Source organism: Microbispora sp. H10830 (assembly GCF_014161375.1).
In the GTDB taxonomy this organism is placed as follows: Bacteria; Actinomycetota; Actinomycetes; order Streptosporangiales; family Streptosporangiaceae; genus Microbispora; species Microbispora catharanthi.
Genome location: NZ_JABBWX010000017.1, coordinates 12,300 through 25,077 on the forward strand (window position 1 = coordinate 12,300; position 12,778 = coordinate 25,077).

Annotated in this window: 10 protein-coding genes; 7 read left to right on the plus strand and 3 right to left on the minus strand. The window is 72.1% G+C overall.

Features of this window, described 5'->3' with window-relative positions; genetic code table 11:
* Positions 1-20: 20 nt before the first annotated feature.
* Together HHX35_RS33830 and HHX35_RS33835 are read right to left on the minus strand one after the other, a co-directional pair.
* A complete protein-coding gene (locus tag HHX35_RS33830) occupies positions 21-1,883 on the minus strand; it encodes a thiamine pyrophosphate-dependent enzyme (RefSeq protein ID WP_182902720.1) in 1,863 nt (620 codons plus the stop codon).
* A complete protein-coding gene (locus HHX35_RS33835) occupies positions 1,873-5,034 on the minus strand; it encodes an FAD-binding and (Fe-S)-binding domain-containing protein (RefSeq protein ID WP_182902721.1) in 3,162 nt (1,053 codons plus the stop codon). The genes HHX35_RS33830 and HHX35_RS33835 overlap by 11 nt, the downstream gene beginning before the upstream one ends.
* A 253-nt stretch (positions 5,035-5,287) precedes the next feature.
* Between HHX35_RS33835 and HHX35_RS33840 the strand changes: the two genes are divergently transcribed.
* Both HHX35_RS33840 and HHX35_RS33845 read left to right on the plus strand, forming a co-directional pair.
* Positions 5,288-5,521 carry a hypothetical protein gene (locus HHX35_RS33840; protein ID WP_182902722.1) on the plus strand — a complete coding sequence of 78 codons (234 nt, stop codon included), beginning with the start codon at positions 5,288-5,290 and terminating at the stop codon, positions 5,519-5,521.
* Between the two features lie 54 nt (positions 5,522-5,575).
* Complete coding sequence (locus tag HHX35_RS33845) at positions 5,576-7,342, plus strand: thiamine pyrophosphate-dependent enzyme (RefSeq protein ID WP_182902723.1); 1,767 nt, start codon at positions 5,576-5,578, stop codon at positions 7,340-7,342.
* An 81-nt stretch (positions 7,343-7,423) separates the two neighbouring features.
* Here HHX35_RS33845 and HHX35_RS33850 read toward each other — a convergent pair whose 3' ends face one another.
* Positions 7,424-8,977, minus strand: coding sequence for an alkaline phosphatase (locus tag HHX35_RS33850; protein ID WP_182902724.1), 1,554 nt, complete (start codon positions 8,975-8,977; stop codon positions 7,424-7,426).
* 231 nt (positions 8,978-9,208) lie between these two features.
* Between HHX35_RS33850 and HHX35_RS44840 the strand changes: the two genes are divergently transcribed.
* The 5 genes from HHX35_RS44840 (at position 9,209) to HHX35_RS33875 (ending at position 12,712) form a co-directional block, all read left to right on the plus strand.
* Positions 9,209-9,538: a hypothetical protein gene (locus HHX35_RS44840; RefSeq protein ID WP_182902725.1), complete on the plus strand. Its 330-nt coding sequence runs from the start codon at positions 9,209-9,211 to the stop codon at positions 9,536-9,538.
* Between the two features lie 358 nt (positions 9,539-9,896).
* Entirely contained in the window at positions 9,897-11,138 is a 1,242-nt protein-coding gene (locus HHX35_RS33860) for an MFS transporter (RefSeq protein WP_220506216.1), read from the plus strand.
* Positions 11,139-11,276: 138 nt separating this feature from the next.
* Positions 11,277-12,164, plus strand: coding sequence for an NAD(P)-dependent oxidoreductase (locus tag HHX35_RS33865; protein WP_182902726.1), 888 nt, complete (start codon positions 11,277-11,279; stop codon positions 12,162-12,164).
* Entirely contained in the window at positions 12,161-12,433 is a 273-nt protein-coding gene (locus HHX35_RS33870; RefSeq protein ID WP_182902727.1) for an SDR family NAD(P)-dependent oxidoreductase, read from the plus strand. The genes HHX35_RS33865 and HHX35_RS33870 overlap by 4 nt, the downstream gene beginning before the upstream one ends.
* A gap of 195 nt (positions 12,434-12,628) precedes the next feature.
* On the plus strand, positions 12,629-12,712 hold the full coding sequence (locus HHX35_RS33875; protein WP_182902855.1) for an SDR family oxidoreductase: 84 nt from the start codon (positions 12,629-12,631) through the stop codon (positions 12,710-12,712).
* Positions 12,713-12,778: the final 66 nt, after the last annotated feature.

The following is a 12,778-nucleotide window of genomic DNA, read 5'->3' on the forward strand; positions in this document are numbered from 1 at the left end:
ACCCTGACCGAGCGCGGCCCCTACTCGGGGTGCTCGCCCCTGGCGCGGTCGCGGAGCCTGCCCACCAGCGTGGCCGCGGCCTGGCCGACCTTGCGGGGCACGGCGTGCGCCGGGCTGGCCGCGAAGCTCGACTCGTCCAGCATGTCCTTCACCATCTGCAGGGCGATGCGGTTGCGGTTCGGCGTGCCCTGGACCAGCGCCTCGGTCAGCTTCTGCACCTGGTGGCTCTTCACCTTGGCCGGGAGCGGCGGCTCGTGCTGATCGACCAGGCATTCGACGATGACAGGACCGTCCCAGGAGAGCGCCTCGTACATCTGGTCGGCGCAGCTTCTCGGGTCGGTGATGCACATTCCCCGGGCGCCGCACGCCTCGGCGAATTTGACGAAGTCGATCGGGGCGAGGTTGACGCCATACTCGGGGTTGCCGAGGAACACCATCTGCTCCCACTTGATCAGGCCGAGAGAGTTGTTCTTCACCACCACGATCTTGATGGGCAGGTCGTGCTGCACGGCGGTGAGGAAGTCGCCGAGCTGCATCGTCAGCGACCCGTCCCCGGTGAATGCGACGACCTGCCGTCCCGGATAGGCGGCCTGCGCGCCGATGGCGTACGGCAGGCCGGCCGCCATCGAGCAGTTCGTGCCGGAGAAGCTGAACATCTGCCCCCTGCGAATCTTGATCTGCCGGGCCGCCCAGCTCGTGACCGTGCCCGAGTCGCCGCACACGATGGCGTCCGGCCTGAGCGCGCCGTTCAGCGCCCAGGCGGGCACCTGCGGCTTCATCGGCATGTCGGTGCGCGTGCCGCGCTCCTCCATGAGCCGCCACCACTCGCGCATCCCCTGCTGGGCCCTGGTGAGGAACGACCTGTCCTCGTTGCGGGTCAGCAGCGGCAGGAGCTCGGCCAGGGTGGCCCGCGCGTCGCCGGCCAGCGGCACGTCCACCGGGTAGCGCAGGCCGAGCCGTTCGGGCATGTCGTCGATCTGCACGCACACGGCCTGCCCGGGCGCGGGGTAGTACTCGATGTACGGCATGGTGGACCCGACGATCAGCAGCGCGTCGCACTCCTCCATCGCGTCCTCGCTCGGGCGGCTGCCGACCAGGCCGATGGGACCGGTGGTGTAGGGGCTGTCGTCGGGCACGCAGTCCTTGCCGAGCTGGGCCTTGACGATCGGCGCGCCGAGCTTCTCCGCGACCGCCTCGAGCTCGTCCACCGCGCCGCGGGCACCCGCCCCGGCGAGGATGACCGGCCTGCTCCGCCCCGACAGCACCCGCGCGGCCGCGTCGAGGTCCTGCCGGCGCGGCACCCGGATCGGCGGCCGGTACGCGGTGGAAGTGTGGCCCTCGACGTTGCGCCGGAAGCGGCTGCCCGAGCTCGCCGGGGCCGCCTGGTAGTCGATCGGGAACGTGAGGTGGGCCGGGCCGCGCTGGGTCAGCGCCGTGCGCACGGCGTAGTCGGTGACGTTGACGACGTGCGCCGGCCCCATGATGCGCTGGTTGTACAGCGCCACGTCGTCGAACATGTAGTCGGTGTTGACGTCCTGCAGATAGCTGGTTCCGACGAGGTCGTGGTAGGTCATGCCGCTGATCGCCAGGAGCGGCGCCTGGTCGGTCCGCGCGTCGAGCAGCCCGTTCAGCAGGTGGGCGGCGCCGGGTCCCGAGGTCGCGAAGCACACGCCGAGCCGCCCGGTGAACTTGGCGTAGCCGACGGCCGCCATCGCGGCCACCTCCTCGTGGCGGCAGTGGATGTAGCGCAGATCCCCCCTGCGGTTGTGCAGGGCGTCCATGAAGCCGTTGATGCCGTCGCCCGGCAGTCCGAAGACGACGTCCACCCCCCACCGGATCAGCCGGTCGACGAGGACGTCCGCGGCGGTGAGCTCATCGCCCATGATGGGTCTCCCTCGATGAAACGCGTACGCGCCGCCTGGCGGCGAGTGCCACCGCTACGGCGACGGCGGCTCCCGCGCCGCCCGCGACGAGCGCGCGCAGGCCCTCACGTCCGCCGGCTCCACCACCGGCGGCGCTGTCGACGGCGCTGTCGACGGCGCTGTCGACGGTGTGGCCGGCGGGCCCGAGTTCGCCCTCGCGGATCGCGAGCGCGAGCACCTGGGCCAGGTGCAGGGGCCTGCGGCCGGTGCCGGCGGCGATCTGACCCCGGCAGCTGAACCCGTCGGCGACGATCAGGGTGCCGGGGGCGGCGGCGCGCACCTTCGGGAGCAGCACCCGCTCCCCCGCCGCCATCGACACCGCGTAGTGCTCGCCGGCCTCGTAGCCGAAGCTGCCGGCCATGCCGCAGCATCCGGAGTCCGGGATCTCCACGTCCAGCCCCATGTCGCGCAGCAGCGCGCGCTCGGCCTCGAAACCCATCACCGCGTGGTGGTGACAGTGCACCTGGACGAGCGCCTCGCGCCGCAGCCGGGGCGGCGGCCAGCCCGGCGCGTGCCGCGTGAGGAACTCCGACAGCAGGTAGCTGCCGGCGTGCAGCCGCCGCGCGTCGAGGTCGTCGGGCAGCAGGTTGGTCAGCTCGTCGCGGAAGACGGCCAGGCAGCTCGGCTCCAGGCCGACCACCGGGATCCCGGCCTCGACGAGCGGGCCGACCGCGTCGAGCACCCGGCGCAGGTAGCGCCGTGCGAGCGTGAGCATCCCGTAGTCGTACAGCGGGCGACCGCAGCACAGCGGGCCCTCCGGCACGATGACGTGGAACCCGGCGGCCTCCAGGACGTCCACGGCCGCGACCCCCACCTCCGGCTGGAAGTGCTCCGTGAAGGTGTCCGGCCACAGCAGGACGGGCGGCCCGCCCGGGTTGCGCGGCACGTGACCGGCCATCACGCGGCGGAACGTGCGGGGCGCGAAGCGCGGCACGTCACGCTCGGGCGCGATCCCGGCGGCCAGCTTCACCAGCCGGCCGAGCGCCGGCGCGTGGGTGACGGCGTTGGCCAGCCGTGGGGCGCGCGCGGCCAGCCGGGTCCACACGTCGATGAGCCCCAGCGCGTACGCCTGCCGGGGCCGCGGCCTGCCGGCGTAGTAGTGGTGGAGGAACTCGGCCTTGTAGGTGGCCATGTCCACCTGCACCGGGCAGTCGCTCCTGCATCCCTTGCAGGCCAGGCAGAGGTCGAGGGCCTCGCGTACGGCCTCGCTGCGCCAGCGGCCCTCGACGGGGCCCGCGCTCTCGGCCATCTCCTGCAGCAGCCGGGCCCGGCCCCGGGTGGAGTGCTTCTCCTCGTGGGTCACCATGAAGCTCGGGCACATCACTCCGCCGGACAGGTGGCGGCACTTGCCCACGCCGAAGCAGCGGCCGGCCGCCTCGGTGAAGCTGCCGCCGTCGAGTGGGTAGCCGAAGACGTGCTCCAGGTCGCGCGGCCGGTACGCCGGCCCCTCCCGCAGGTGCGCGTCCAGCGGGTAGGGGTCGATCAGCTTGTGCGGGTTCATCCGGCCGTCGGGGTCCCAGACGCGTTTGAACTCCTCGAAGGCCCGCATCAGCTCGGGCGGGAACATGCGCGGCCACAGCTCGGCCCGCCCGTGCCCGTCCCCGTGCTCCCCCGACAGCGACCCGCCGTACGCGACGACGAGGTCGGCGGCCTCCTCCATGAACCGCCGGAAGGCCCGGACGCCGTCGAGGCTGCGCAGGTCGAAGTCGATGCGGCTGTGGACGCATCCCTGGCCCCAGTGGCCGTAGAAGACGGCGTCGTAGCCGTGCCGGTCGAGCAGGCGCAGGAAGTCGCGCAGGTAGGGCCCGAGGACGTCCGGGTGGACGGCGGCGTCCTCCCAGTTGGGCCAGCCGCCGTGGCCGCCGAGCCCGACGGGCATGCGGGCGGTGCCGGCCGAGTGACGCCGGATCTCCCACACCGCGGTCTCGTCGGCAGGGTCGTCGTAGAACCTGCAGCTCGGGCCGTGCGGGCGCGACCGTACGGCCCGGACCAGCCGCGCGGCCCGCGCGTCGGCCTCGCGCTGGGTCTCGCCGCCGAACTCCATGAGCAGCCACGCCCGGCCGGGCGGCAGCAGGTCCTCGCCGCCGAAGCGGAAGCCCTTGGCCTGGAGGTTGGTCACGACGTGGCGGCTGGTGAACTCCAGCCCGATGGCCCCGAACCGCAGCAGCCAGGGCACGTCGTCGCCGGAGGAGGGGATGTCGGGGTAGCCGAGCACGACGAGCGCGCGGCGGGGCGGCAGCCGCACCAGCCGGCAGGTCGCGTCGAGGGTCAGCGCCAGCGTGCCCTCCGAGCCCACCAGCGCCCGCGCGACGTGGAAGCCGTTCTCGGGGAGCAGCGCGTCGAGGTTGTAGCCGGACACCCGGCGGGGGATGTCGGGCAGGCCCCGGCGGATCGCGTCGGCGTAGGTGTCGCGGATGTGGCGCAGCCCGGCGTAGATCGCGCCGCGCCGCCCACCGGCCGCGATGACGCACTCCAGCTCGTCCTCGCCGGTGGGGCCCACCCGCATGCGGGTGCCGTCGTAGGTGACGATCTCCAGTTCCTCGATGTTGTCGACGGTCTTGCCCGCCGTCACCGAGTGGGTGCCGCAGGAGTTGTTGCCGACCATGCCGCCGATCGTCGCGTGGTCGTGGGTCGCGGGGTCCGGGCCGAAGGTCAGGCCGTACGGCGCGGCGGCGTCCCTGAGCCGGTCGCAGACGACGCCGGGCTGCACCCGCGCGGTATGCCGCATGGGGGTGAGCTCGGCGATGCGGTCCATGTGGCGGGTGAAGTCGAACACCACGGCCCCGTTGACGGTCTGTCCGGTCAGCGAGGTGCCGCAGCCGCGGGCGAGCACGGGCGCGCCGAAGCGGCGGCACACCTCCAGCGCGGCCTCGACGTCGGCGGCGTCCCTGGGCGTCACCACACCGAGCGGCACCTGCCGGTAGACGGACGCGTCGTAGGCGTACATGGCCCGGTCTCCGCCGCCGAACCTCACCTCGCCCGCGATGGCCTCGCCGAGCCGGTCGCGCAGTTCCCCGGCGTACGGGGGCAGCGGCGGGTTCCTGGCCTCTGCCGCCCCCGGCCCCGCGCGGGGCGGCGACGACGGCTCCGGTCTCGGGAAGACACGGGTCATGTCCGCCTCCTCGCGGATCGCCGGCCGGACGCGTGCCTGACGACAGCGTCTCCGACGACCTCTCGCGCGACCCTTCCCGCCGAGCGCGGGCAGGACCGCGGGGGCGGGTAAAAGCGCGGCGGGGATTCGCCCATGTGGGCCGTGCGATGTACGGGTCTGCTGCGCACAAAGCCGCCGTGACCTGCGGCGTCGTTTACGCATATCGGGGGTGGGAAGGGCCCCACGGGCGAGCCGTTCGATGCCGGAGTCGATCATGAACGTTCAGAGCAACGCGGTGAAGAGCGCGGGCGACAAACTGGCGTCGGCGATCGGCAGCGTCGCGGGCGCCGTGGCCGACCCGAAGGGCGGCGTGAAACAGCTGAAGTCCGCGATGTCGTCCCCGAAGCCGCTCGCCGTCGCCGCCGGCCTCGTCGCCGCGTACGCCCTCGGCTGGCGCAGCGGTCACCGGACCGCACCGGCCGGGGGACGCAGAGCGCGGGACCGCTGAAGGCTTGCGCGGACGCCGGGGCGCCCGTACGGCTGATGTCGATCGGAGGCGGACATGACCGAGATCGTGGGTGAGAGCCTGGCCCGGCGGCTGGTGGAGTGGGGGGTCGACACGATCTTCGGGCTCCCCGGTGACGGGATCAACGGCCTGATGGAGGGCTTCCGCCGGCACCGGGAGAAGCTGCGATTCATCCTGGTGCACCACGAGGAGGCCGCCGCGTTCATGGCGACCGGCTACGCGAAGGCGACCGGGCGTCTCGGCGTGTGCGCCGCGACTTCCGGGCCGGGCGCCATCCACCTGCTGAACGGCCTGTACGACGCCAAGCTCGACCACGTGCCCGTGCTGGCCCTGACCGGCATGCAGGAGACCTCGGTGCTGGGGACCCACTATCAGCAGGAGGTCCACCTCGACCGCCTCTACCAGGACCTGGCCGCCTACAACCTGATGGTCACCAATCCGCAGCAGATGCCCGGCGTGGTCGACCTCGCGGTGCGCAACGCGCTGACCAAGCGGACGGTGTCGCACCTGACCTTCCCCAACGACATCCAGGTGGCGCCCGCGAGCGAGGACCCGTACCGGCATGTCGGCCCCGGCACCCCGCCCGCGAGCCTGACGACGTGCTCTCTCCCGCCGCTGCGGCCGGTCGAGGAGGACCTGACCAGGGCGGCCGAGGTGCTGCGGCAGGGCCAGAAGATCGCCATGCTCGTCGGCGTCGGCGCGCGGCATGCCCGCGAGGAGGTGCTGGCGGTCGCCGACAGGCTGGCCAGCCCCATCGTCAAGACCCTGCCCGGCAAGTTCGTGGTGCCCGACGACCACCCGCTCACCACCGGCGGGCTCGGCCTGCTCGGCACCGCGCCGAGCGAGGAACTCATGGAGGAGTGCGACACGCTGTTCATGGTCGGCACGTCCTTCCCCTATGGGAAGTTCCTGCCGCCGGAGGGCCAGGCCCGGGTGGTGCAGGTCGACGCCGACCCCACCCTGCTCGGCATCCGCCGGCCGACGCAGGCCCCGGTCGCCGCCGACGCCAAACTGGCGTTGCAGGCGCTGCTGCCCATGCTCGAACCGGCGAAGGACCGGTCGTTCCTGGAGAAGTACCAGCGCAAGATGGACGCCTGGCGGGAGGACATGAAGGCGCTGCAGGACCCGAGTCGCGACCCCATCGCACCGCAGTACCTCATGGGCTGCGTCGACGAGGCGGCCTCCGGCGAGGCCATCCTGACCTGCGACTCCGGGACCATCGCGACGTGGGCCGCGCGGCACTGGACGATCCGCGGCGGGCGGGAGTTCTACCTGTCGGGCAACCTCGCCACGATGGCCCCGGGCCTGCCGTACGCCATCGGGATGCAGCACGCCTTCCCCGGCCGGCAAGTGATCGCCTTCGTGGGCGACGGAGGCTTCGCCATGCTCATGGCCGACTTCCTCACCGCCGTGCGGCACGACCTGCCCATCAAGGTCGTGGTCAACAACAACAACAGCTACGGGCAGATCCTGTGGGAGCAGATCATCCTCGGCTACCCCGAGTACGCCGTGCGGCACCGGCAGCCCGAGGCCGACTTCTCCGCCTGGGCCCGCGCCTGCGGGGCGTACGGCGCGAAGATCAAGGACCCGAAGGACCTGCCGGGCGCGATCCGCGAGGCCCTGGCGCACGACGGACCGGCCCTGGTGGACTGCGACGTCAATCCCAACGAGCCGCCGATGCCGGGCAAGGTCAAGTACGAGCAGGCCAAGCACTTCACCGAGGCGTTCCTGCACGGCCAGCCGCACAAGGCGGGCGTCCTCGCCACGGTCGCCCGCGACAAGATCAACCAGCTGCTGTCGTGAGGGTCGTGCCCTCAGCTGGAGCCGCGATACCCGTACGTGGACGTCAGCGGTGAGGCGGGTCGGCGCGCGGCTCTGCTCCGGTCAGCGCTCGGGGCGCAGCGTCGTGCTCCACAGCACCGCGGATCGGGCGTCGCGCAGGCGAACCGTCAGGTCGCCGCTCGGGCCGTCGATCTCGATCTCGCCGAAGTGCTGGAAGCCCTCCATCGGGGATGAGTTCGCCTGCGGCGGAGCGTGCACGAACTCGGGGCGGGGTCCGAACGTGCCGTCGAGCACGTTGGGCCCGAACGCGCCGGCGTTGAGCGGACCGGAGACGAACTCCCAGAACGGGTCGAAGTCCTTGAAAGCCGCGCGTGCGGGGTCGTAGTGGTGTGCGGCCGTGTAGTGCACATCGGCGGTGACGAACACGATCCCGCGCACGCCGCGCCGCTGAGCCGTGCGCAGCACCTCGGCGAACTCCAGCTCGCGCCCGAGCGGCCCGCCCGCGTCGCCCTGGGCCACGCCTTCCTGCGCCGTGGCCCCGTCGGGGACTACGAGGCCGAGTGGCAGGTCGGCCGCGATGACCTTCCAGGTCGCGCGGCTCCTGCTCAGGCCGTCGATCAGCCAGCGCCGCTGCTGGTCGCCGAGCAGGCCGCGGCGCGGGTCGGCGTAGCGGTTGTCGTCGTTGGGGTCCTTGTAGGTCCGCATGTCCAGGACGAAGACGTCCAGGTGGCGGCCGTAGGACAGTGTGCGGTAGACCCGGTCGTCTCCGATCGGCACCCACTCGTGGAACGCCTGCCGGGCGCGGGCGGCGAGCACGTCGACGTTCTTCTCGGTGTAACGGGCGTCGTCGAGGATCTGGCCGGGGTACCAGTTGTTGCGGACCTCGTGGTCGTCCCACTGATTGATCTGCGCCACCTCGGCGGCGAGCGCACGGTAGTTGGCGTCCAGCAGGTTGTACGCGAACTGCCCGCGGTACTCGGCGAGCGTCTCGGCGACCTTGGACTTCTCCGGGGTCGTGACGTTGCGCCAGACCCGGCCGTCTGGCAGCGTCACGCTCTCGGTGAGCGGGCCGTCGGAGTAGACGGTGTCGCCGCTGCACAGGAAGAAGTCCGGGCGCAGGCGGCGCATCTCCTCGAAGATGGTCATGCCGCCGATATCCGAGTTGATCCCCCAGCCCTGGCCGACGATGTCCCCGGACCACACGAATCGCACATCGGCGGGCTGGTTCTCCCGTGGCGCGGTGACCAGCGACCCACCGACCGCCTTGCCGGCCGCTCCGCGCTCGTTCTCGACTCGCACGCGGTAGTGGATCCGCCGGCCGGCGGGCAGTCCACGCAGGCGCACCCGTCCGGTCAGATCGGTGTCCGGAGTGAGCCACGGTCCCCGGACGGTCTCCGCGTTCCGCAGGTCCGGACGGGTGCCGTACTCGACGACGAGCCGCCCCGGCCGATCCGCGCGGCCCCAGACGACCGCCGAGTCCACCGTCGCGTCGCCGCTCTGCACGCCGTGGCTGAGCTCGGGTCGGCCGGAGACGACGTACGCGGGCGCGGACGCGTTGGCGCGCGCCGACACGGCGCCCAGCACGGGCGACACGGCGAGGCCGCCGCCGAGCGCGATGCCCGCTCGAAGGAGCGTTCTTCTCTCAAGGGAGGTCATGCCGCTTATCTCTAACGCGCTCGGACAGCCGCCTGACGAACGGCACATTACGGATGGCAGAAATGCTCACCCCTCGCCGGACGGGCACGCGGACGCCTCGAAGCTCCACGCCCTGGCCGTCCGGCACGTCCGGGTCTACGGGAAGGTGCCGAGTTCCGGCCTTCCCCGAAACACCGCTACCGGCCCGGCGCGCCCCGGTCCCCGCTGATCGACTCGTCCGGGAACTCGGTCATGTTCATCCAGCGCGACGAGCCGACCAAACTGGAGTATGGCGGCTCGAAGAAGCCGACGGGCCTGGCCGAGGCGCTCGACAACGCTCGGATCCTGCGCGAGTTCGAGAACGACGACCTACATGCCTTCCGCGCGCTCAAGTCCGCGGTGCGCAGGCATGGCGCGGACGCCTCTCCGGTCGACCCGGCGGCGCTCCTCCCGGTGCACGGCCCCCGGTACACGGCCCTGGTGCATCGCCAGCGCCGCACGACCGATGAGCTGACTACGGCGCCGGTGGGCGACTGCCACGATCGCTGCGTCGCGTTGTGGGTGTGGATCGATGGCGGATAGGTGACGCTCAGGACTCGCCACGTCTCGCCCTGCTCCGCCTCGTGCGCCTCGACACCAGGCCAGGTCGCGCGGCGCTCGCCGACGCCCACCCTGGGCAGACCCGGCTCTGGCGGGCGCGCATGGCCGAACGCCGTGGATAGTCCGGCTGTGCCGGGTTACGACGACAGGACCGCGCCCAGCAGCACCGGATCACGCAGTGTGACGGCCGGCTCGACATCGTCAGCTCGGAGTGGGAAAGCTCACGCGTCGCGCTGTCCGCACATTTCGAGATTTTTGGAACTAAATGCGGGACAGTGCGGTTACAACCGGTCGATCCATTTCGAACGGCAGGCCGGTTGGAGCCATGATGACAAGTCGCTTGCACGAACGACAGCACGCCCTCGACACCCCGGCGGTGAGACGCCGCAGGCTCGCGGCGCTGCCACGCTCCGCGGCCTTCTGGCTGGTGGCGGGCACCACCGCCATCTTGCTGTCCGCCTCGAGCGCGCCGAGCCCCCTCTATCCCGTGTACCAGGCCGAGTTCGGCTTCAGCGCCCTCACGCTGACGGCGATCTTCGCCGTCTACGTGCTCGCGCTGCTGGTCAGCCTGCTCACGGTGGGACGGCTCTCCGACTTCCTCGGCCGCCGCCCGGTCCTCGCCGCGGCGCTGGTCACCGAGGCGGCCGCGATGGCCGTCTTCCTCGGCGCGCACGGCGTCACCGCCCTCTTCGCCGCCCGCGTCATCCAGGGCCTCGCGACCGGTGCCGCGATCGGTGTGGTCGGTGCGTACCTGCTCGACCTGCAACCCACCGACGGCTCGCGGCTGGGATCGCTCGTCAACGGCGCAGCCACTACGGGAGGCTTGAGCATCGGCACGATCGGGAGCGGGGTGCTGATCCAGTACGCGCCGCACCCCACCCGGCTGATCTTCGTGGTTCTCACGGCAGCGTTCATCGGTCTCGCAGTCGCGACGGCGGTGCTTCCTGAGACCGTCGCGCGGACCCCCGGCGCCGCCGCCGCGCTGCGCCCGAAGGTGCTCGTCCCCGCGCCGGCCAAGCGTGCGTTCCTGCGCGCGGTCCCCGTCATGCTCTCCACGTGGATGCTCGGCGGGCTGATCTTCTCCGTCGGGGCCTCGCTGCTCGCCGCGGTGTTCGACGAGCACAACCACGCGGCGATCGGCCTCACGCTCGGAGCGCTCGCCGCAGTCTCGGCGTTCGTGTCCGTGCTGCTCAGGAAGCGTGCACCGGAGCGCCTCCAGCGTGAGGGAACGCTGCTCCTCCTCCTCGGAACGATCCTGCTGATCGTCGCCGTGGCGTCGTCTTCGCTGACCGTCTTCGTCGCGGCGACGCTCGTCGCCGGCGCCGGGTGGGGGCCGGCCTACCTCGGCGCCTTCCGGACGGTCAGTCAGCTCGCGGCACCGCATGAGCGAGCCGCGCTGATCTCGGCGATCTACGTGGTGAGCTACCTGGCCTTCAGTATCCCGGCGTTGATCGCCGGGATCGCCATCACCACGCAGGGCCTGCGGGAAACCTCACTGGTCTACGGTGCCGTGGTCGCCCTCGTGGCTGCCGGCACCCTCATCTACGAGGTGCTGAGCCGGCGTGAGCCGGCCGGTTCGTGACGGCTGCCGTGGCCGGCGCAGGGCCGCGGAACCCCGGACGGGCACAATCGTTCAAGACCGCCGCCGTGCCATGGGCTACAACGGTCCCCGGCGTGCCGCCAGGACGGCACGCGGATGTATGCGCGGGGAGGCGAGCGGATGGATGTGGGTTTCGTCGGTCTCGGAATCATGGGGCAGCCCATGGCGCTCAACCTGGTCCGCGCCGGAACGCCTCTCGTGGTGTGGAACCGCACGGCCACCAGGAGCGAGCCGCTACACGCCGCGGGCGCGGAGGTGGCCGGCAGCGCGGCCGAGGTGTTCCGGCGGGCGCGGGTGGTGATCCTCATGCTGGCCGACGAGGCCGCGATCGACGCGGTGCTTGAGCGCGGCACGCCCGCCTTCGCCCGCAACGTCGCGGACCGGGTCGTGGTCCACATGGGCACGACCTCCCCCGTCTACTCGGCGGGGCTGGAGGCCGACGTGCTCGCGGCCGGGGGCGGCTACGTCGAGGCGCCGATCTCCGGCTCCCGCGTGCCCGCCGAGCAGGGGCGGCTGGTGGCGATGCTCGCCGGCCGGCCGGAGGCCGTGGAGGAGGTACGCCCGCTGCTGAAGCCGATGTGCGTCAAGACGGTGGTGTGCGGGCCCGCGCCCAAGGCGCTGCTGATGAAGCTCGCGGTCAACATCTTCCTGATCACGACGGTCACCGGCCTCGCGGAGTCGCTGCACTTCGGCGAGCGCCAGGGCCTCGACATCGGGCTGCTCGTGGACGTGCTCAACTCGGGCCAGATGGCGAGTGACGTCTCGCGGGTGAAGGCGGTGAAGCTGGCCGGGCGCGACTTCGCCGCCCAGGCCGCCATCGCCGACGTGCTGAAGAACAACCGGCTCATCGCCGAGGCGGCGCGGCGGGACGGCATCGCCTCGCCGCTGCTGGACGTCTGCCACGCCCTGTTCGGCGAGACCCTCGCGCTGGGCCACGCCGGCCTGGACATGGCGGCCGTCGTGCACGCGATCGAGGCCAGGACAGACGGGGAAGGAACACGCGGATGAACCCTCGCCCGGTCGTCATCGTCACCGGAGGGACGCGCGGGATCGGCCGGAGCACCGTGCGGCGCCTGTGCGCGGACGGGTTCGGCGTCGTCTTCACGCACTCGAACTCCGACGCCGACGCCGAGACGCTGGAGGCCGGCCTCGGCCACTCCGGCGCCCTCGTCCGCGGCGTACGGCTCGACGTGACCGAGGAGGACGCGCCGGAGAGGCTGTTCGAACTGGCCGGGTCCGTCGGCGAGGTCGCGGGCCTGGTGAACAACGCGGGGTGACCGGCAGGATCGGGCCGTTCACCGGCCTGACCGACGCGGACCTGCGGCGGGTCGTCGAGGTGAACCTGGTGGCGCCCGTGCGGCTGTGCCGGGAGGCGGCGCGGCGCTGGACCGGACGCGCACCGCTGACCCGGCCCGTCATCGTCAACGTCTCCTCGGTCGCGTCGCGCACCGGCTCGCCGCAGGCCGGGGAAGATCGCCGAGGCGGTCGCCTGGCTGCTCTCGGACCGGACGTCCTACGTCACCGGCGCCGTGCTCAGCGTCGACGGCGGGCTCTAGCGCGGTGACCGGCCTCGAAGGCAGGACCGGACGCGACCGCGATCCTTGATGTCGGCATCATGCGAA

Coding starts and splice junctions, on each gene's coding strand:
- HHX35_RS33830 (WP_182902720.1), bottom strand. CDS start 1,883: ATGGGCGATGAGCTCACCGCCGCGGACGTCCTCGTCGACCGGCTGATC.
- HHX35_RS33835 (WP_182902721.1), bottom strand. CDS start 5,034: ATGACCCGTGTCTTCCCGAGACCGGAGCCGTCGTCGCCGCCCCGCGCG.
- HHX35_RS33840 (WP_182902722.1), top strand. CDS start 5,288: ATGAACGTTCAGAGCAACGCGGTGAAGAGCGCGGGCGACAAACTGGCG.
- HHX35_RS33845 (WP_182902723.1), top strand. CDS start 5,576: ATGACCGAGATCGTGGGTGAGAGCCTGGCCCGGCGGCTGGTGGAGTGG.
- HHX35_RS33850 (WP_182902724.1), bottom strand. CDS start 8,977: ATGACCTCCCTTGAGAGAAGAACGCTCCTTCGAGCGGGCATCGCGCTC.
- HHX35_RS44840 (WP_182902725.1), top strand. CDS start 9,209: ATGTTCATCCAGCGCGACGAGCCGACCAAACTGGAGTATGGCGGCTCG.
- HHX35_RS33865 (WP_182902726.1), top strand. CDS start 11,277: ATGGATGTGGGTTTCGTCGGTCTCGGAATCATGGGGCAGCCCATGGCG.
- HHX35_RS33870 (WP_182902727.1), top strand. CDS start 12,161: ATGAACCCTCGCCCGGTCGTCATCGTCACCGGAGGGACGCGCGGGATC.